The following is an 18,387-nucleotide window of genomic DNA, read 5'->3' as shown; positions in this document are numbered from 1 at the left end:
CAGCGTTGAACAGGGTGTGACTGATAGGTCATTATTGATTGAGCATAGCCGATTTCCCGGGTTGCGCATCACTCGGGTTTAACCTCCACAATCACCATGGCCGATGGGGCTGGCAGTACGCAGCGGCAGCGGGTTTAATGACCGGCTAATGCCTACGGCAACCCTACTGACAGGAGAACACAGATGCAGGATTTTCAAGGCAAGGTGGCAGTAATCACCGGCGGCGGCAGTGGTCTGGGACGTGAGCTGGCACTGAGCTGTGCAGCCCGTGGCATGCACCTGGTGCTCGGTGATGTCGATGAAAAGGGAATGCAGGAAACCCTGCGCCTGGTCGCTGAAACACACCCGGCTACCGAATCCGCCACCATGAAGCTGGATGTGTCCAGCCTTGAGCAGGTCGAGGCCCTGGCTGAACTGTGCAAGTCGCGCTTTGGTGCGGCGCATCTGATTTTCAACAATGCGGGTGTCAGCGTCGGTGGTCCAGCGTGGGAAAACACGGTGGCCGACTGGGAATGGGTTATGGGCGTCAACCTGTATGGCGTGGTCTGGGGGGTGAAGGTTTTCACTCCGATGCTGATCGAGCAGGGTGAAGGGCATATCATCAATACCGCTTCCGCTGCCGGTTGGTTGAACGGTCCGAGCATGGCGATCTATAACGTTACCAAGCACTCTGTGGTGGCGTTGTCGGAAACCCTGGCACTCGATCTGCGTGATGCTGGTTCCAAGGTTGGTGTCACCTGTCTCTGCCCGGCGTTTTTCCCTACCGCGATTCATGAGTCTGCGCGTAATCGCCCGGAAGACAAGGCGGATACGGTTGAGCCGAGCGAAATGATGAAAAAGCGCACCGAGATGATCAAGCAAGCGGTAGCCAAGGGCAGAATCCAGGCAACAGACATTGCTGAAATGACGCTGAAAGCGGTAGAGAATGACCAGTTCTACGTTTTCCCGCATCGCAAAATCAAGGATCTGATCAAGATGCGTGCGGCTGCAGCCGAGGCGGAAGGGGCTGCCTTTGACTCGCTGAATCCCTGATATCCCTCTGCGGGCAGCGCACAATCGCTGCCCGCTAACTAGGCATTTACCGATACATTTGATATGTTATAACAAATATATCGGAGGTGCCTGATGACTACTGAACCCAATCTGTTACCCGTCACTGTGCTGTCCGGCTTTCTTGGCGCCGGCAAAAGTACCTTGCTCAACCAGATCCTGAAGAACCGTGACAACCGCCGGGTGGCCGTCATCGTCAACGATATGAGTGAGATCAATATCGATGGCGCAGAGGTGCAGCGTGATGTCAGCCTCAATCGTGCGGAAGAAAAGCTGGTGGAAATGAGCAACGGGTGTATCTGTTGCACCCTGCGCGAAGACCTGCTGGAAGAGGTTGCCCGACTGGCCAGCGAGGGACGTTTTGATTATCTGCTGATTGAGTCCACGGGAATTTCCGAACCCCTGCCGGTGGCGGAAACCTTCACTTTCCGCGATGAGCAAGGCCGCAGCCTGTCCGATATGGCGCGACTGGATACCATGGTGACGGTAGTCGACGGGCTCAACTTTCTGAATGATTACCAGGCCGCCGATAGTCTGGCCAGTCGGGGTGAAACCCTGGGTGAGGACGATGCCCGTTCGGTTACCGACCTGCTGATCGAGCAGGTAGAGTTTGCCGATGTGATCCTGGTCAGCAAGATGGACCTGATTTCGACTGCCGATCGGGAGGAGTTGCAAGCGATTCTGCGCAGCCTTAACGCCGAAGCCGAGATTATTCCCGCGGTGATGGGGCAGGTGCCGCTTGAGAAGGTGCTCGACACCGGACGTTTCAGCTTTGACCGCGCCGCACTGGCACCTGGTTGGCTGAAGGAGATGCGCGGAGAGCATGTGCCGGAAACCGAGGAGTACGGCATTGCGTCTACCAGTTTCCGTGCCTGGCGCCCCTTTCATCCCGAGCGCTTTCATCACTTCTTGCACACGGGGCTGCGCAATGGTCGCTTGTTGCGCAGCAAGGGTTTTTTCTGGCTGGCCAGTCGCCCGGAGGAGGCCGGCAGCTGGTCGCAGGCAGGTACCCAGATGCGCTATGGCTATGCCGGGCGCTGGTGGCGTTATGTGCCCGAGCAGCATTGGCCGGATGACGAGGCCAGCCGGCAGGCAATAAAACAGAAGTGGCAGGGTGATTTTGGTGATTGTCGGCAGGAATTGGTGTTCATTGGTCAGCATGTTGACTTCGACCGGCTCAAGGCTGAGCTGCAGGCCTGTCTGTTGAGTGATGAAGAGTTTGCTCGTGGCCCGGATGCCTGGGCGCAGCTGCCTGATCCCTTTGGTCCATGGACTGAGGAAGCCGCATGAGTGCCTTGGCCAGATCGGCTGCGTCCTGGCCACATGTTGCCCAGGGTGCTGAAGCGGAGGTGCTGCTCGCGGCGCTGAATGACGGGGTCAATCTTGCCGTTTGGCAGCGTTCATTGACAGACAATCTGCAGGGCTTTGTCGCTCGGGCACTGGCCAGCCAGGCCCCCTTGAGCGTAGCCACCAGTATTACCCTGGCATCGGAGAATGAAGCACCTGACCTGAGTCGGCTATTTGCCGGGCTTGAGCATGTGCCCGGTCACGCTGACTTTGTTGCCGATGTGCAGATGTTGGTGGCTATGTATGCCTGCCTGCTGGACGCTGAGTGTGTTGGTTTGCGCCTGCGCGTGCTGGACCGGGCTATGTGTCCGCGTTGGCACGTGGACAAGGTCGGCATTCGGCTGGTCACCACCTATTATGGTCCTGGCACTGAGTGGTTGCAGAACGACAACCTGCCACGGGATGACTTGGGGTCCCCGGCAGCAGATGCCTGGACTTCTTTGCCGGCAACCGGCAGTGTCGACTGCGGCTCGATCGCCTTGCTGAAGGGGGAAAGTTGGCCGGGTGATGTGGGACAGGGGATTGTGCATCGGTCGCCGCGCCCGGTAATGGATGAGTCACGCTTGATGCTGTCACTGGATGCCATTGGTTGACGGCAAGGTGGCCTGAATTGTTGCAGGCTGGCATTGCAGCGTTGCATTTTCCGGCTTGGGGCCATGCGGCTTGGCTGTGTAAACTGTGGTTTTACTTGCCAAGGCTCTCACGATGCAGTTGTTCCCCTGGTCCCATGACACTTCCGCTGGTTTTGCCCTGCGTGGCTGGCACACCGCCCCCAGCGGCAAGCCGCTACTGCACTTTCTGCATGGCAATGGCTTCTGTACCCGCACCTATGAGCCGCTTCTGGCAGCCTTGTCGGATGATTTTGATCTCTGGCTGTGTGATCTGCAGGGCCATGGTGAGAGCGAGCATGGCGGCCATTTTGTCGGCTGGAACCGCAACGCCGAACTGGCCTATGAAGCCTTTCAGGCCGGCAACGGCCAGTTTGGCACGGTGCCGCATCTGGCCTGCGGGCACAGTTTTGGTGGTGTATTGACCAGTCTGATCATGGCTCAGCATCCGCAAGCGTTTCAGGCCGCCGTGCTGCTTGATCCGGTGCTTTTCCCGCAATCATTGATTGCCTTGCGCCAGAGCCTCAGCCTGATCGGTGTACGTCGCAATCCGATTGCAGACAAGGCGCGCGCACGTCGTCACCACTGGCCTGACCGGGATACCGCCTACGGTGCCCTGCACAACCGGGGTATGTTCCGTGGTTGGGAAGAGGCGGCCTTCCGCGCGCACATCGAGCACGCTTTGCGCGATCATGCCGAATTGGGTGTTGAGCTCAAATGCCGCCCCAGCCGTGAAGCGGAAGTTTTCGATTCCATGCCGCAACGCCTCTGGGCATCGCTACGCCGGGTGCGCACGCCGACCCGGGTGATCTATGGTGACCAGAGCTACCCCTTTGTACGCCAGGCCGTAACCCGCTGGGCAAAGCTCAATGCTCAGGTCAGCGCAGAATCCATTACCGGCGGGCATTGCTTTATGCAGGAAGATTCATCAGCTGCGGCGCAGCGAGTCAGTGCTTTTTTGTTGGATCAATCGACGGAAGTGGCGTAAAGGTTGATGCCTGAAACGGATTACAGTCCATAAAAAACCGGTGCAGTGCACCGGTTTTTATTTCAAGCTGTGCCATCAGGCGGCGACAATCACGTCGCCATGATTTTCCGGCTCGATCAGTGCCTTGTGCAAGGCTACTACCGCCGCGTCATAATCCTCTTCCTTGACGATGCACTGCATTTCAACCTGGCGCATCGACTGGTGTACCGCCTGGATGCTGATGCCTGCTTCAGCCAGTGCCGCGACCGTCTTGGCCAGAATACCCTTGACCTTGAGGTCGGAGCCGATGGCAGATACCAGGGCAATGTTATGCACATTGACCTCGGACATCGGATACTTTTCCTCGATCAGACGCGCTGCCCGGTTGATCATCTTGCGCGAGCCGGCAACGTAATAGGTGATGCTGTTGGCATCCGAATCCTTGTTCACCAGATACAGCTTGAGCTGCTTGAGCAGGCGGGTAATCTCGATGTCATAACCCACATCACCCAGCATTTCCTGGTCGAAAACCTCAAGCGCGTAAACATCCTTGCGGCCGGCAATAATTTCGACACAGGGCTTTTCGCTGACATAATCCTGGCTGATCAGCGTACCCGTATGATCCGGCTCAAAGGCATTCTTGATGCGCAGCTGAATGCCGGCCCGGCGCAAGGTACGCGCTGCTTTCGGATGAATGGCTTCCATCCCCAAGTTGGACAGCTGGTCAGCCACGTCATAATTGGTCCGGCCGATGGTCACTACCTTGTCGACGCCAACCTTGTTCGGATCGGCGCTGGAAAGGTGATATTCCTTGTGGATGACGGCTTCACGCGCGCCAGTTGTGGCAGCAATCTGCGCAAAGGTAATTTCGCTGTAGCCACGATCAAAGGTGTTCATCAGGCCTTCGCTGCAGTGCGCATAACCGGTGGCAACCACCAGCTCCTTGCTCAGGTCAATACCATCAAAGCTGTCCTTGATCATGTCCTGAAAGGACTTGGCCTGGCTTTGATTCCAGCCGGTCAGATCAACCAGGCGGGCATTGATGCCAGCCGTCTTGAGTGCCAGAACCGTATTGAATGCGCTGTGGGCTTCGCCGAGCGAAGCAAGCATTTCGCGCACCTTCATCAGGTGCTCTTCCAGCTGAAAATGGCCGTAGGAACACAGCTGCTGCAGGCTGGTCATGCAGTCACGCACATCGCTGATGCGACCCTCAATGAATCGATCAGCAGCTTGACGCTCATATTTGCCGGGGAACAGCTCGGCATTTTTCACCAGTACGGTTTCCAGCACCGTATCCAGCGCATCACCCCAGGCATCTTCGTTGGTGGCGTCGGCGAAACGCTCGTAAACGCCGGGCTCACCGGTTTTTTTGTGCTCGAGCAGGGCATTGGTCATGCCAGAGTAAGCGGAGACAACGAAGACACGCTGATACAGTTCGCTACCCTGACGTTGGCCAATGAAAATGTTGTTCAGTACTTCGTCAAAGCGGCTCATTGAGGTGCCGCCGATTTTCTCTACTGTATGCATAGTCCTGGTTACCGTCATTCTGGGTGTGTGGGCGTTTTGTACTTGGCTACTGGCATGATGCGGAAACTGGATCACCAGCTCCCGCATCGGTTTGTCTAACAGCTGCCAGACAGTTGAGTGGCCTGATCAGTCGACCGGATAAACACCATCTTTATCATGTACTTCCTTGCCGGACAGCGGCGGGTTGAATACGCAGGCCATTTTCATGTCTTCGCTACCGCCGTACAGCATGTGTTCGTCATGCCTGTCGAGGATGTAGAGGGTGCCCGGCTGTATCTGATAGACCTTGCCGTCGGACAGGGTCTTGATCTCGCCATTACCGCTCATGCAGTAGACTGACTCCAGGTGGTTCTTGTAATGAATGTGGGTCTCGGTACCGGCAAAGATGGTAGTGATGTGGAACGAGAAGCCCATGTTGTCGTCTTTCAACAACATGCGCACACTCTCCCAGTTGCCGTTTTCGGCTTTGACGCGGCGATCGGAGCTGGTGCATTCATCCAGAGTACGAACAATCATAAGAATTCCTTGTATAGCGTAAATGGGTAAGGGCAGCGCTGCGGACCAGGCCACAGCGCGGGCCAAATCAGGAGGCCTGGCTGCTCGCCTCTTCTTTCATGACCTTGGCAAAGGCCGCATCCAGAATGGTCATTGCCGTGTCGATCTGCTCTTCACTGATGATCAGCGGGCACAGGCATTTGACGACCTGGCTGTGGTTGCCGCTGGTTTCGATCACCAGGCCGTGCTGGAAAGCCTCGGCACAGATAGCAGAGGCGATCTCGCCATTCGGGCAGTTGATACCAACCATCATGCCGCGACCTTTGACGTACAGAGAATCAGGGCCGTGCTTGCTGACGATTTTCTGCATGCGCTCCTTGATCAGCTTGCCTTTGGCCTGCACGCTCTTGGCGAACTCATCCGTGGTCCAGAAATGTTCCATGGCCGCGGCCGCAGTAACGAAAGCCAGATTGTTGCCACGGAAAGTGCCGTTGTGCTCACCTGGCTCCCACTGATCCAGTTCACGACGCATGACCACTACAGCAAAGGGTAGTCCATAACCGCTGAGGGACTTGGAGAGTGTGATGATATCCGGCTGAATATCCATGTCTTCAAAGCTGAAGAAGGTGCCGGTACGACCGCAGCCGGCCTGAATATCATCGGCAATCAGCAACATCTCGTGCTTGCGGCACAGCTTCTGCAGTTTGCGCATCCATTCGGCAGATGCCGTGTTCAAGCCACCTTCACCCTGGACTACCTCAACAATCACTGCCGCCGGCTTGTCGATACCGCTGCTGGGATCGCTGAGCAGTTTGTCCATCATGGCGATGGTGTTGACGTCCTTGCCGAAATAATTGGCATACGGCATGCGGCTGACATCCGTCAGGGCGACGCCGGCAGCACCACGGTGATGCTGGTTACCCGTCACCGCGAGGGCACCAATGGAGCAACCGTGGAAGCCGTTGGTAAAGCTGATCACGTTGTTGCGGCCGGTTATCTTGCGCGCCAGTTTCAACGCTGCTTCCACCGAGTTGGTACCGGTAGGGCCGCTGAACTGGGTGACGTAGTCGCCATAGCCACGCGGTTCCAGAATCACGCGATGGAAGACTTCAAGGAAGTTTTCCTTGGCTTCCGAGTACATATCCAGGCCATGGGTCAGACCATCATCGGCCAGATAGTCGATCAGCGCTTTCTTCAGAACCGGGTTGTTATGGCCGTAGTTCAGGGTGCCGGCACCGGCGAGAAAGTCGATGTAGGACTTGCCATCCTGAGTGATCAGTTCGGCACCGCGTGCCTGCTTGAAAATAACCGGGAACGAACGGCAGTAGCTGCGAATGCCGGATTCATGTTGTTCGAACTGTTCGAAAGTAGTCATGGGTGCTCCTGGTTTCAAGCGGTGACAGTTTGGCTGAAAGGACCGGCGCGATAGACCACTTCGTCATCGTGCAGGCCATTGAAATGGGTGTCTCGGGCAAATTTGACCTTGGTGCTGTAGTCGGCACCGAGTTGGCGGAAAGCCTTTTTGAACAGCGCCTGTGAGGCTTCGTTGTCCGGCGTGATGGTGGTTTCCATATGGGTTACACCGTCAGCGCGCAAGCGTTCCACCAGGGCCAGCAACATCTTCAGTGCCAGACCCTGGCCGCGCATGCGGCTGTCGACGGCAACCTGCCAGACAAAGAGTGTTTCCGGGCGCGCTGGTGGGCGATAGCCAGAGATAAAGCCGACCAGATCGCCATCCTCAGCGACTGCAGCGATCGCGGTGTCGGCAAAGTCGCTGCATTGCAGCAGGTTGCAATAGACCGAGTTGGTGTCCAAGGGTTTGCAGCGCTCGACCAGCTGGCTTAAGGCATAGCCATCGGTGGCTTGCGGGGTGCGCAGTGAATAGGCAGTAGCGTCTGTCAAAATGAATCCTCAATGTTTATGCGTAAATGCTTTTATCTATAATAAACATATCCTGAAAATTATCTCAACCCTGCATTAATGCGCCTTACAGGCCATATTGGTTGCTTATGTAATATTTTTAGCTGTTAAATAGATCTGTCATGGAATCCTGCTAAAGCCAGAGTTGGCGGGGGCTGTAAGCCGATGCCTGCTGGACTGAAAACGCGACCTGTTTTCGACGTATTTACAGAAATTCTGCATAGTCCAGGCGTGCATAATCCGCCAGCGGATTTGCCGGATAACGGACTAACGGTCAGAAAGTGATCAGGGAAGGGGGTGGCTGAGGCTTGTGTCGTGCTGCGTTGCCAGCCACAGGTGGCGGACAACGCAGGTAGCTTGCAGTGGTTTTCTAGATCAGCCGGTCAGCATCAAAGAAAGTCCGCAACACGCGAATCAGATAACCCGGGTCGCGGCTGCCGGCCAGCTCCCGTATCGAGTGCATGGCGAAGGTAGGTGCGCCGATATCCACGGTGCGAATGCCGTTACGGCTGGATGTAATTGGTCCTATGGTGCTGCCACAGCCCATATCGGAGCGCACGACAAAGCTTTGTACCGGCACACCCGCCTGGTCGCACAGATGGCGGAACAGGGCGGCCGTTTCGCTGTTGCTGGCATAACGCTGGTTGTTGTTGATCTTGATCACCGGCCCGCCGTTCAACTGCGGGCCGTGGTTGCCGTCATGCCGGTCGGCAAAGTTGGGGTGCAGGGCGTGGGCGTTGTCGGCGGAGACCAGAATCGAGCGTTGCAGCACCTGGATGCGCTGGGTGCTGTCAGGCAGCAGGCGGCTGAGTACATCCTCAAGGAAGGGGCCATCCGCGCCACAGGCTGAGGCCGAGCCGACTTCTTCGTGGTCGGTACAGACCAGCAGGCAGGCCTGTTCGCCATCACTGTCGAGCAGGGCGCGCAGGCCGGCGTGGCAGGACAGCAGGTTGTCGAGGCGCGCAGCGGCAAAGAAATCGTCGTCGAGTCCCAGGGTGGCGGGCGGCTGGGTGTCGTAAAAGCTGAGTTCGTAATCCAGCACCTGGTCGATGGTCAGGTCCGGGTGCTGGCGCTGGGTTTCATCGCGCAGCAATTGACGCAGGTCGCGTTTGGGCTCCAGTACGTGTGCCAGAACCGGTGGCAAATGGGTTTGCGGGTTGATGGCCACGCCTTCATTGACGCCGCGATTGAGGTGAATGGCCAGGCTGGGAATGACGGCAATCGGACGTTCGAAGTCGATCAGCCGGCTGACCAGTTCGCCGTCGTCAGTGCGCAGGGTGACGCGGCCGGCGAGCGAGAGGTCGCGGTCGAACCAGGGGGCGAATAATGCGCCGCCGTAGACTTCAGCGCCCAGTTGCCAGAGTTTGGCTTTTTCCAGCTCGGGCTGCGGTTTGACCCGCAGGCAGGGGCTGTCTGTATGCGCGCCGACCAGGCGCAGGCCGCGTTGCAGGGCGCCGTCCTGGCCGAGGCTGAAGGCGATCAGCGAGGAGTCGTTGCGGGTGACGAAATACCGCCCGCCGGATGCCAGTTCCCAGTCATCGCGTTCGTCGAGTGGCACGTAGCCGGCTTCGAGCAGGCGTGCGGCGAGGCTGCGGGTGGCATGAAAGGGGGTGGGGGAGGCCTGGATAAAGTTGGCCAGGTCGGTGTTGATGGCGCTATGGGGCATTTAATGTTCCTGCTGCGTAAAGTCTGTTTGCGGTGAACGGTAGATCTGTGCGAGATCGCATTGCTGCCCACCGGTCCCAGACACGCTGTCCCGTCCATGGGCGCTCGTCGATAGCATCCGACTGCCAAGGATGGCAGAAGTGCAGAAAATGCAGGAGCATTTTTCTGCCATGGCTATCGACGGTCTGGAACCGGTGGGCAGCAACGCAATCTGCGTGCTTCGTGCAAGCAGCACGCGTTCGTTGCTATGTACTCAGTCTATCGTTTTCCACTCAAAAAGGCGTGGGGCAGAGGTAACTGAGTCGTTCACCGCTGTGCGGATGGCTGATGACCAGGCGCTGTGCATGCAGGGCCAGGCGCGGGCAGGCGTCGAGTGCCGGGCCGCTGGCGTACAGGCGGTCGCCAAGCAGCGGGTGTCCGATGGCCAGCATATGCACGCGCAATTGGTGTGAGCGACCGGTAATCGGGGTCAGTTCGATGCGGCAGTGGTCGTGGTGCCGCTCGAGTACACGCCAGAAGGTCTGGGCTGACTTGCCGAGGTCGTGATCGACAATATGCCGGGGTTTGTTCTCCGGATCGTAACGCAGTGGCAGGTCGATGTGGCCGCTGTCCTGTTCCGGTTGGCCCCAGCAGAGGGCGTGGTAGGTTTTCTCGGTTTCCCGGTCCTGGAACTGGCGCGACAGTTTGCGGTGGCTGTCCGGGTCGCGGGCAATCACCAGGATGCCGGACGTTTCCCAGTCCAGGCGGTGCACGATGCGGGCCTCGGGGTAGCCGTTGTCCTGCAGGCGGGTGATCAGGCAGTCCTTGTTGTCCTCGGCACGGCCGGGGACGGACAGCAGCAGGCTGGGTTTGTTGACGATCAGGAAACAGGGATCCTGGTGCAGGATCTGGATAGTGCTCAAGGGCATGGAGTTACCTGGCGCCGCCGGTCGGCGGCGCACTCTCGGGGTCAGCGGTCGGGCAGGGTGACATTGAGTTCGAGAATCGAGCAGTCGCCCTGATTCTCCAGTGCCACGCTGACCTGGTCGCGATCAATGGCGACGTACTTGCTGATCACGTCAATGATTTCCTGCTGCAGCTGCGGCAGGTAGTCAGGCTGATTGCGCTGACCGCGTTCATGGGCAACGATGATCTGCAAGCGTTCCTTGGCCACCGAAGCGGTAGTCGTGGATTTTTTGCGATCGCGGAAATAGTCGAAGATGCTCATCATTCAGCGCCCTCCGAAGAGTCGGCTCATCAAGCCCTTTTTCTGCGCTTCTAGGAAACGGTGCGGTACTTCCTTGCCCAGCAGGCGATCAACCGCATCGCTGTAGGCCTGTCCGGCGTCGCTCTTGTCATCCATGATGACCGGAATACCCTGGTTGGAGGCTTTGAGAACGGCCTGGGATTCCGGGATGACGCCCAGCAGCGGGATCGAGAGAATATCTTCAACGTCACTGACCGAGAGCATCTCGCCGGTATCCACCCGTTCCGGGTTGTAGCGGGTGAGCAACAGATTTTCCTTGATCTTCTCGCCCTGCTCGGCATGGCGCGATTTGCTCGCCAACAAACCCAGCATACGGTCGGAGTCGCGCACGGAAGAGACCTCCGGGTTAGTCACGACAATGGCTTCATCGGCAAAATACATGGCCAGATGTGCGCCTTTTTCGATGCCGGCGGGTGAATCGCAGACGATGTAATCGAAGGTCTCTTTCAGTTCATTGAGAACCTTTTCGACGCCTTCGGGCGTCAGGGCATCCTTGTCGCGGGTTTGCGAAGCGGGAAGGATGAACAGTTTGTCCGAGCGTTTGTCCTTGATCAGGGTCTGATTCAGATTGGAGTCACCGTTGATCAGATTGACGAAGTCATACACTACGCGGCGCTCACAGCCCATGATCAGGTCGAGGTTGCGCAGGCCAACGTCAAAATCAACGATAACGGTTTTGTAGCCACGAAGGGCGAGGCCGGTGCCAATTGCGGCACTGGTGGTGGTCTTGCCCACACCACCCTTGCCTGAAGTTACGACGAGGATCTTTGCCAAGGTGACCTTCCTGTCTGTCGGTTAGCGAGTGAATGGTTGCCGGAGCGGAAACCGGCACTGCCCGGCGTTGCCCGCGCAGTTTCCGTATTGGCTCAAGGCCAGCAATTCCGGCGTATCAGAATGGTTGCACAGTATCTGTCATAGCTCGCTTATCTTCAAGCTGTCACCATCCAGACTGACCTGAATGGCTTTTTTCCAGTGTGCCTTGCGCAAGTCCTCGGCGACCTTGTACTGGCCGGCAATGGAAACCAGTTCAGCTTCCAGACTCTGGCAGATGATGCGGGCCTCGGTGTTGCCGCGCACGCCGGCCAGGGCCCGGCCGCGCAGGGGGCCGTAGACATGGATGTGACCATCGGCGAGCAACTCGGCGCCGGCGCTGACCGGGGCGAGTACCACCAGATCACCACCACGGGCATAGACTTGCTGTCCGGAGCGTATAGGGTCGGTAATCACCCGCCCACAGCTGACAACCGGTGAGTTGTTGTCGGCTGTGGGTTGGTCAACGGGTTCGTCGGCCACGGGTGGCGCGTCGGCCGCGGGCTCTTCCAGTGGTTTTTCCCGCGTGCGGCCGGGTGGTAGCAGTACCAGCTCGGCCTCCTGGGCCAGCTGACGGAAGCGTTCGTCGCCACGCAGTGCTACGGCTTGCAGGCCATGATCACGACTGATGCGCAATAATTCCTGCAAGGTTGCCGGTGCAAGCTCGCCACTGAGCTTCTCCAGGCTGAAAACGACCGGTGTATCGCGGAAAAAATTCGGTGCCTGCTCCACCTTGTCGGCCAGTTGACGGGCAAAGGCATAAGGCGTCTGGCGGATCAATTCGATCATGGTCATGGCCAGCATGCCACCCTTGAGGTGAAACACGGGGTCATTGTCGAGCAGGTCCGGGGTGCTGTTGGCGGTCATCGGGACATCCAGTCTGTTCAGGTGTATGGCTGCGACACCTTATATCGGTTGCGTGCACGGATCGCAAGGGGGCGGCTGCTTGGGTAGAATAGATGTTTTCCACCGCAAGGCAGGATCTGATGGCGCGTCCCGGTTTCAGCATGGCATTGTTGCATCCACGTTATTGGTTGTTGTGGCTGGGCTTTGGCCTGCTCTGGTTGTTGATTCGGCTACCCTATCGTTGGTTGCTCGGGCTGGGACACCTGCTCGGTCTGGCAATGCTGGCTGGCATGCGCGAACGGCGCGAGGTCGCGCGTATCAATCTGGCGTTGTGCTTCCCCGAGCTTGGCGAGGCGGAGCGCGAAAAACTGTTGCGGGCCAATTTCATCAGTAGCGGCATTGGTTTGCTGGAGACGGCGATGGCCTGGTTCTGGCCGCCACAGCGTCTGGCGCGTCTGGCCCATGTGAGCGGGCTGGAGCATCTGCAGCAAGCTCAGACCCGGGGCCAGGGAGTCGTACTGATCTCGCTGCATTTTACTACGCTGGAAATCGGTGCAGCACTGTTGGGGCAACGCGTGACGTTTGATGGCATGTACCGCGAGCATCGAAACAAGGCGTTTGACTATATTCAGCGCCGCGGTCGGGAACGGCACAGCGAGGAGGCTCTAGCCATTGAGCGTGATGATGTGCGTGGCATGCTCAGATCCTTGCGCAAGGGACGCGTGACCTGGTACGCCCCGGATCAGGATTACGGGCCCAAGGTCAGTGTATTTGCTCCCTTGTTTGGTCAGCAGGCGGCGACGGTCACCGCAACCAGTACCTTTGCGCGGCTCGGCAAGGCTGTGGTAATACCTTTTACCCAGCATCGGCGGGCTGATGGCAGTGGCTATGATGTGGTGGTACACCCGCCGCTGAGCGACTTTCCCAGCGATGATCCCGTAGCCGATGCCACGCGGATCAATCAGTGGGTAGAGCAGGCTGTTCTGGCGCAACCGGAGCAATATATGTGGGTACACCGACGTTTCAAGACCCGCCCTGAGGGCGATGCACGACCTTATGCGGCCAAGCGCAAGAAGCGCCGGAGACGGTCTTGAGTGAGCTGCTGAAGCAGTTTCATCAGCAGGACTGTGCCGGGCTGGTGCTGTCCGGCGGCGGCGCCCGGGCGGCTTATCAGGTCGGGGTGCTGCAGGCGGTCAATGAACTCATGCCAGCTGGCTCCCCGCTGCCTTTTCCGATTGTGTGTGGCACATCGGCCGGTGCGATCAATGCACTGGCCCTGGCAACCCATGCAGAAGACTACACGGCAGCGATAGAGGGGTTGCAGCAGGTATGGGGAAATTTCAGTTGCGAGCAGGTGTATCACACGGGCTGGGGCTCGCTGCTGGCTCAAGCCTGGCGCTGGGGCAAGGCCAATCTCTTCGGTTGGCCGAGCAAGGCGCCCACCTCATTGCTGAATAATCAGCCACTGCGTGACTTGCTCGATGAAAAAATTCGTTTTTCACGCATTGAGCCAGCGTTGAATAGTGGGCATTTGCGTGCGGTATCGGTGAGTGCTTTTGGCTATCAGTCGGCTGAATCCGTTTGTTTCTATCAAGGGCATGAGCGCATAGCGCCCTGGAGTCGGCATCGCCGGGTCGGGGTCAAGGCGCCGTTGGGGCTGGACCATTTGATGGCCTCGGCTGCCATCCCCCTGTTGTTTCCTCCGGTACGGCTGAACCGCGAATGGTTCGGTGACGGGGCGGTGCGACAGCAGGCACCGATCAGCCCGGCTTTGCATCTGGGTGCCAGCAAAATCATGGTTGTCGGGGTGTCGGACAACCTGGCCCGGGAAGCCAGAGCGGCTGGCGGTCAGCATAGTCCACGACTGCGCGCAGCCCTGCCGCCGACGCTGGCGCAGATTGGTGGTCACCTGTTGAACAGTACCTTTGTCGATAATCTGGAAACCGATATCGAACTGCTTGAGCGCATGAACAGTCTGGCGACCTATATGCCGGCTGGCTCACGTACGCGCGCCCATGGCGTGCGCCCGGTGGAAGTCCTGGTTATTTCTCCCACCGAGCCGCTGGACGTGATTGCCGCTCGTCATCGCAAAGCGCTGCCGGCCGGTTTGCGTGCTTTTATCAAGGGTAGCGGGATTACCCGGGCTTCAGGCGGCAGCATGGCCAGCTATCTGCTGTTCGAGGCGGAGTACTGCCAGGAACTGATAGCCCTCGGCCGCCGTGATGCCCTCGCTCAACGCGAGGCCATCCAGCGTTTTCTGCGGCTACCCTGTCCCGCCACTCTGGACGGTTAGAGCAGAGAGCCTCAGGGAACCACCAACAGGCGCAATGCATCGAGGCGAACCTTGGCTTGTTGCAGGTGACTCAGCCCCTGTTCGTGTTGTTCGCGCAGTGCGTCAATCTCGCTCTGACGCACCAAGGGGTTGACCTGTTGCAGGTGGGTCAGCCGCTCGATGGCTTCGCTCAATTCGGCGCTGAAACCAGCAATTGCCTGTTGGCGCAGGCTGTCATGCTGCACCTCGGCCAGCGCCTCGGCCCGGCTCAGCAGCTTTTCTACATTGTCACGCTGACTCTTGGCGACTTTGCTGGCCAGATGGCGAGGCATGGGGTCGAGCTGGTTATCCAGGGTGTCGAAGCTGACCTTGGCTGCCAGATCGGTGCCATTGATGTCCAGCAGACAGCGCACCGGCGTCGGTGGCAAATAACGTTGCAGTTGCAGCTCACGGGGGGCAATCGCCTCGCTGATAAACAGGCATTCCAGCAGCAAGGTGCCAGGTTTCAGTGCCTTGTTTTTCAGCAGAGCGACAGCGCTGTTGCCCATGCTGCCGGCGAGCACCATATCCATGCCACCTTGCACCATGGGATGCTCCCAGGTGATGAACTGCATATCCTCGCGGCTCAGGGCGGTGTCACGGTCGTAGGTGATCGTAGTGGCTTCGTCGTCGCCGAGCGGGAAGCTGGCGTCCAGCATGCGTTCACTGGGCCGCAGAATCAGGGCATTGTCTGAATGGTCTTCGCTGTCGATGCCGAATACATCGAACAAGCGTTCCATGAAAATCGCCAGCTGTGGGTCGTTGTCCTGGCGTTCAATGGCTGCGAGCATCTTGTCGGCATCGCCGTGGCCGCGGGAATGCAATTCCAGCAGCCGATCACGACCCTGGTTGAGCTCAGCTTCCAGCATCTCACGGCGTTGGGCGGCGCTATCGAGCAATTGTTCCCAGGCGATATGGTCGGGATGATCCAGCTGTAGCAGCAGTTCCGCACCAAATTCATGCTGCAGGTTATTGCCGGTCGGGCAGGTGCTGAGAAAGGCGTTGAGGGCTTGGTGGTACCAGGTAAACAGGCGCTCTTGCGCGGTATCTTCCAGGTAGGGAACGTGCAATTGTATAGTGGCCTGCTGGCCAATGCGGTCCAGGCGACCAATACGCTGTTCCAGCAGATCCGGGTGACTGGGCAGGTCAAACATGATCAGGTGATGGGCGAACTGGAAGTTACGCCCTTCGCTGCCAATTTCTGAACAGATCAGTACCTGGGCGCCAAATTCTTCATCAGCAAAGAAGGCCGCAGCCCGGTCGCGCTCGACGATGCTCATACCCTGATGGAACGTGGCGGCCTGCAAACCAGTGCGCACTCGCAGCGCATCTTCCAGGTCCAGTGCGGTTTCCGCATGGGCGCAAATCACCAATACCTTGCTGCGCTTGAGCATTTTCAGGGTATCGATCAACCAGTCGACGCGCGGGTCTTGCTGCCACCAGGGGTCTCCGGCGGCGTTCATGGTTTGCCATTCAACTTCCGGGTAGAGTGCCGTCTGCCCATCGAGGTCGTTATAGATGTCGGGGCAGGGCAGTGGATATGGGTGCAGCTCGCGCCCCGGGAAGCCACTGATTGCCTGGCGGGTATTGCGGTAGAGCACCCGGCCGGTGCCGTGCCGGTCCAGTAATTGCCGCAGCAAACGCTCCCGTGCAGTTGTTGCAGTAACCGGGTCGGGGTCTTCCAGGCCGTGCAGCAGTGGTGAAATGTCCTGCTCCAGCCAGGCGCTGAGCTGGTTTTGTTCTTCCGTGCTCAGCGGCTCGCCGTCAAGCATGCGTTTTACGGCCGCGGCAATGGGTTGATAGTCACTGGTTTCCTGAACAAAAGCCTCAAAGTCGTGGAAACGGTCAGGATCGAGCAGGCGCAAACGGGCAAAATGGCTGGCCTGGCCAAGCTGTTCGGGGGTCGCGGTCAACAGCAGTACGCCGGCAATCTGCTGCGCCAGCTGTTCGATCAGGGTGTATTCCTGACTGGCGCCATCGGGATGCCAGACCAGATGGTGGGCTTCATCCACCACCAGCAAGTCCCAGGGGCAGGCTTCAGCCCACTGGCAGGTGCGGGGGTCCTCCAGCAGGCTTTCCAGGGCAATCAGCACCAACTGCTCTTCTTCAAAGGGATTGTCTTCGGCGCCGAGCAAGCGGTCACTGTTGAACAGGGCAAAGCGCAGATTGAAGCGTCGACGCATCTCCACCAGCCACTGATGCTGCAGGTTTTCCGGTACCACGATAAGTACCCGGCGTGCGCGTCCGCTCTGCAACTGGCGGTGAATGATCAGGCCGGCCTCAATGGTCTTGCCCAGGCCAACTTCATCCGCCAGCAATACCCGCGGGGCAATACGGTCAGCCACTTCGCGGGCAATATGCAGCTGGTGGCCGATTGGCTGGGTGCGTGCACCGGCCAGGCCCAGAAGGGCTGAGCGCTGAATACGGCAATGGTGCCGCAGGGTTTCATGCCGCAGGCTGAACCAGGGCAGCGGATCGCTCTGGCTGGCAAACAGTCGGTCACTGGCGAGCCGGAAACGAATGAAGTTGTCCAGCATGGTTTCGGCAAATTCGGCCGGGCTGCCGTCTTCGCGCAAACCGCGGTAGACCAGCAAGCCATTTTCTTCACTGACGTCATTGACGGTTAACTGCCAGCCCTCATGGTGGCTGATGCTGTCGCCGGGAGTAAAACGGACCCGAGTCAACGGAGCATTGCGCAGGGCGTAGTGGCGGGTTTCGCCACTGGCGGGAAACAACAGAACGACTGCACGATCGTCCAATGACAAGACTGTGCCCAATCCGAGCTCTGCTTCTCCATCACTGACCCAGCGTTGCCCCGGGGTGAATGCCGACATGCCATGCTCCTGCTGCGATAAAAGGCGCATATGGTAACTGATCGCTTGAGTCGTCAAAACCGCTTTCAGTGGCTGAAATTATTATTTGGCGAGTGTCGGATAGCATAAATCGACCAACTATTTGTCTGTTTTGTGACCAATTTCACGCTTTTGGGGGATCAAGCTGTCGTTTTGGTTGTCGATATACTAGGTATGGACCGGCCAGCGAGGAGGGGTAAGCATGCTGATTCCAGGTTTGCCCCCGGCGGGCTCGATGAATGACAGAGTGAAAATCAACAAAACGGTCAAGCCGCTGGCTGAAGCCGAGTTCCTGCATGACCTGGTGACTGAGTCGCGGGATCGGCGTCAGCGCGATCTGGGCCATTTTCCCGAACGCCGCGGCCGCAAGCGGGCAGCAACTGCCCCGGAAGTAGCCGGCGAGCCTCCGGCAGAGTCGCTAGCCGGAGACGAAACTACCCCGCATGAGCTGCCGGACAAGGGGCTGCTGGTTGATATCGAAGTCTGATATTCTGTCGATATGAGCACAGACAAAGCCCCAGACAATCTGGTCGACTTGCAACAGGCCCGCCAGGAGCGGCGCCATGACCTGAACGAAGCCCGCTTGCAGCGGGTTCGTCAGGCATTCGAGCAGGCCCTGCCTCTGCCCGGACGGAAATCCTCCGCAGCGAAGAAAAAAGGCAAGAAAAGCCGATCCCCGCGAAAAAAGAAATAACCCTCACCTGTATTGATTATTGTCAATAAACCTGCCGCTGAGTGTGGTT

18 protein-coding genes are annotated in these 18,387 nt (G+C 58.3%); 8 read left to right on the top strand and 10 right to left on the bottom strand.

The window, feature by feature from the left end; all coding sequences use genetic code 11:
- Nucleotides 1-183 precede the first annotated feature (183 nt).
- The 4 genes from BLU07_RS11145 to BLU07_RS11130 all read left to right on the top strand — a co-directional run bounded on the left by BLU07_RS11145 (nucleotide 184) and on the right by BLU07_RS11130 (nucleotide 3,993).
- Nucleotides 184-1,032 carry an SDR family NAD(P)-dependent oxidoreductase gene (locus BLU07_RS11145; protein ID WP_092386927.1) on the top strand — a complete coding sequence of 283 codons (849 nt, stop codon included), beginning with the start codon at nucleotides 184-186 and terminating at the stop codon, nucleotides 1,030-1,032.
- 93 nt (nucleotides 1,033-1,125) lie between these two features.
- Nucleotides 1,126-2,340, top strand: a complete 1,215-nt coding sequence (gene zigA / locus BLU07_RS11140; RefSeq protein ID WP_092386925.1) for a zinc metallochaperone GTPase ZigA — start codon at nucleotides 1,126-1,128, stop codon at nucleotides 2,338-2,340.
- Entirely contained in the window at nucleotides 2,337-2,990 is a 654-nt protein-coding gene (locus tag BLU07_RS11135; RefSeq protein WP_092386923.1) for a DUF1826 domain-containing protein, read from the top strand. The genes zigA and BLU07_RS11135 overlap by 4 nt, the downstream gene beginning before the upstream one ends.
- 112 nt (nucleotides 2,991-3,102) lie before the next feature.
- Nucleotides 3,103-3,993: an alpha/beta fold hydrolase gene (locus BLU07_RS11130; RefSeq protein ID WP_092386921.1), complete on the top strand. Its 891-nt coding sequence runs from the start codon at nucleotides 3,103-3,105 to the stop codon at nucleotides 3,991-3,993.
- A gap of 75 nt (nucleotides 3,994-4,068) precedes the next feature.
- Here the strand turns inward: BLU07_RS11130 and BLU07_RS11125 are convergent, their stop codons facing one another.
- From BLU07_RS11125 to minC, 9 genes are all read right to left on the bottom strand, one after another.
- A complete protein-coding gene (locus BLU07_RS11125) occupies nucleotides 4,069-5,499 on the bottom strand; it encodes an aspartate kinase (RefSeq protein WP_092386919.1) in 1,431 nt (476 codons plus the stop codon).
- A gap of 126 nt (nucleotides 5,500-5,625) precedes the next feature.
- Entirely contained in the window at nucleotides 5,626-6,015 is a 390-nt protein-coding gene (locus tag BLU07_RS11120; protein ID WP_092386917.1) for an ectoine synthase, read from the bottom strand.
- 67 nt (nucleotides 6,016-6,082) lie between these two features.
- The gene (gene ectB / locus BLU07_RS11115) at nucleotides 6,083-7,369 is read right to left on the bottom strand and encodes a diaminobutyrate--2-oxoglutarate transaminase (protein ID WP_092386915.1); all 1,287 of its coding nucleotides are present in this window, start codon (nucleotides 7,367-7,369) and stop codon (nucleotides 6,083-6,085) included.
- A 14-nt stretch (nucleotides 7,370-7,383) separates the two neighbouring features.
- Nucleotides 7,384-7,896 (bottom strand): diaminobutyrate acetyltransferase, encoded by a 513-nt coding sequence (gene ectA, locus BLU07_RS11110; RefSeq protein WP_231701626.1) that lies wholly within the window; start codon nucleotides 7,894-7,896, stop codon nucleotides 7,384-7,386.
- 388 nt (nucleotides 7,897-8,284) lie between these two features.
- Nucleotides 8,285-9,580, bottom strand: a complete 1,296-nt coding sequence (locus tag BLU07_RS11105) for a M18 family aminopeptidase (RefSeq protein WP_092386913.1) — start codon at nucleotides 9,578-9,580, stop codon at nucleotides 8,285-8,287.
- 271 nt (nucleotides 9,581-9,851) lie between these two features.
- Nucleotides 9,852-10,487, bottom strand: a complete 636-nt coding sequence (locus tag BLU07_RS11100; protein WP_092386911.1) for an RluA family pseudouridine synthase — start codon at nucleotides 10,485-10,487, stop codon at nucleotides 9,852-9,854.
- Nucleotides 10,488-10,528: 41 nt separating this feature from the next.
- Entirely contained in the window at nucleotides 10,529-10,786 is a 258-nt protein-coding gene (gene minE / locus BLU07_RS11095; RefSeq protein ID WP_092389788.1) for a cell division topological specificity factor MinE, read from the bottom strand.
- 3 nt (nucleotides 10,787-10,789) lie between these two features.
- On the bottom strand, nucleotides 10,790-11,599 hold the full coding sequence (gene minD / locus BLU07_RS11090) for a septum site-determining protein MinD (protein ID WP_092386909.1): 810 nt from the start codon (nucleotides 11,597-11,599) through the stop codon (nucleotides 10,790-10,792).
- Between the two features lie 138 nt (nucleotides 11,600-11,737).
- Complete coding sequence (minC, locus tag BLU07_RS11085) at nucleotides 11,738-12,502, bottom strand: septum site-determining protein MinC (protein ID WP_092386907.1); 765 nt, start codon at nucleotides 12,500-12,502, stop codon at nucleotides 11,738-11,740.
- 119 nt (nucleotides 12,503-12,621) lie between these two features.
- Between minC and BLU07_RS11080 the strand changes: the two genes are divergently transcribed.
- Entirely contained in the window at nucleotides 12,622-13,575 is a 954-nt protein-coding gene (locus BLU07_RS11080) for a lipid A biosynthesis lauroyl acyltransferase (protein ID WP_092386905.1), read from the top strand.
- Complete coding sequence (locus BLU07_RS11075) at nucleotides 13,572-14,774, top strand: patatin-like phospholipase family protein (protein ID WP_231701625.1); 1,203 nt, start codon at nucleotides 13,572-13,574, stop codon at nucleotides 14,772-14,774. The genes BLU07_RS11080 and BLU07_RS11075 overlap by 4 nt, the downstream gene beginning before the upstream one ends.
- A gap of 11 nt (nucleotides 14,775-14,785) precedes the next feature.
- On the opposite strand, the gene rapA is transcribed toward BLU07_RS11075, so the two are convergent.
- Complete coding sequence (rapA, locus tag BLU07_RS11070) at nucleotides 14,786-17,626, bottom strand: RNA polymerase-associated protein RapA (protein ID WP_092386903.1); 2,841 nt, start codon at nucleotides 17,624-17,626, stop codon at nucleotides 14,786-14,788.
- A gap of 220 nt (nucleotides 17,627-17,846) precedes the next feature.
- Between rapA and BLU07_RS11065 the strand changes: the two genes are divergently transcribed.
- Both BLU07_RS11065 and BLU07_RS11060 read left to right on the top strand, forming a co-directional pair.
- Nucleotides 17,847-18,131 carry a hypothetical protein gene (locus BLU07_RS11065; RefSeq protein ID WP_092386901.1) on the top strand — a complete coding sequence of 95 codons (285 nt, stop codon included), beginning with the start codon at nucleotides 17,847-17,849 and terminating at the stop codon, nucleotides 18,129-18,131.
- Nucleotides 18,132-18,143: 12 nt separating this feature from the next.
- Complete coding sequence (locus BLU07_RS11060) at nucleotides 18,144-18,338, top strand: hypothetical protein (RefSeq protein WP_092386899.1); 195 nt, start codon at nucleotides 18,144-18,146, stop codon at nucleotides 18,336-18,338.
- The last annotated feature ends 49 nt before the right edge of the window (nucleotides 18,339-18,387 follow it).

The sequence above is a fragment of the Halopseudomonas salegens genome, assembly GCF_900105655.1.
Taxonomy (GTDB): Bacteria; Pseudomonadota; Gammaproteobacteria; order Pseudomonadales; family Pseudomonadaceae; genus Halopseudomonas; species Halopseudomonas salegens.
This window is presented reverse-complemented; position numbering and strand designations above follow the sequence as displayed.

Bases quoted from the DNA above. Each gene is read 5' to 3' on its own strand.
- BLU07_RS11145 (WP_092386927.1), top strand. From the start codon at position 184: ATGCAGGATTTTCAAGGCAAGGTGGCAGTAATCACCGGCGGCGGCAGT.
- zigA (WP_092386925.1), top strand. From the start codon at position 1,126: ATGACTACTGAACCCAATCTGTTACCCGTCACTGTGCTGTCCGGCTTT.
- BLU07_RS11135 (WP_092386923.1), top strand. From the start codon at position 2,337: ATGAGTGCCTTGGCCAGATCGGCTGCGTCCTGGCCACATGTTGCCCAG.
- BLU07_RS11130 (WP_092386921.1), top strand. From the start codon at position 3,103: ATGCAGTTGTTCCCCTGGTCCCATGACACTTCCGCTGGTTTTGCCCTG.
- BLU07_RS11125 (WP_092386919.1), bottom strand. From the start codon at position 5,499: ATGCATACAGTAGAGAAAATCGGCGGCACCTCAATGAGCCGCTTTGAC.
- BLU07_RS11120 (WP_092386917.1), bottom strand. From the start codon at position 6,015: ATGATTGTTCGTACTCTGGATGAATGCACCAGCTCCGATCGCCGCGTC.
- ectB (WP_092386915.1), bottom strand. From the start codon at position 7,369: ATGACTACTTTCGAACAGTTCGAACAACATGAATCCGGCATTCGCAGC.
- BLU07_RS11105 (WP_092386913.1), bottom strand. From the start codon at position 9,580: ATGCCCCATAGCGCCATCAACACCGACCTGGCCAACTTTATCCAGGCC.
- BLU07_RS11100 (WP_092386911.1), bottom strand. From the start codon at position 10,487: ATGCCCTTGAGCACTATCCAGATCCTGCACCAGGATCCCTGTTTCCTG.
- minE (WP_092389788.1), bottom strand. From the start codon at position 10,786: ATGAGCATCTTCGACTATTTCCGCGATCGCAAAAAATCCACGACTACC.
- minC (WP_092386907.1), bottom strand. From the start codon at position 12,502: ATGACCGCCAACAGCACCCCGGACCTGCTCGACAATGACCCCGTGTTT.
- BLU07_RS11080 (WP_092386905.1), top strand. From the start codon at position 12,622: ATGGCGCGTCCCGGTTTCAGCATGGCATTGTTGCATCCACGTTATTGG.
- rapA (WP_092386903.1), bottom strand. From the start codon at position 17,626: ATGTCGGCATTCACCCCGGGGCAACGCTGGGTCAGTGATGGAGAAGCA.
- BLU07_RS11065 (WP_092386901.1), top strand. From the start codon at position 17,847: ATGCTGATTCCAGGTTTGCCCCCGGCGGGCTCGATGAATGACAGAGTG.
- BLU07_RS11060 (WP_092386899.1), top strand. From the start codon at position 18,144: ATGAGCACAGACAAAGCCCCAGACAATCTGGTCGACTTGCAACAGGCC.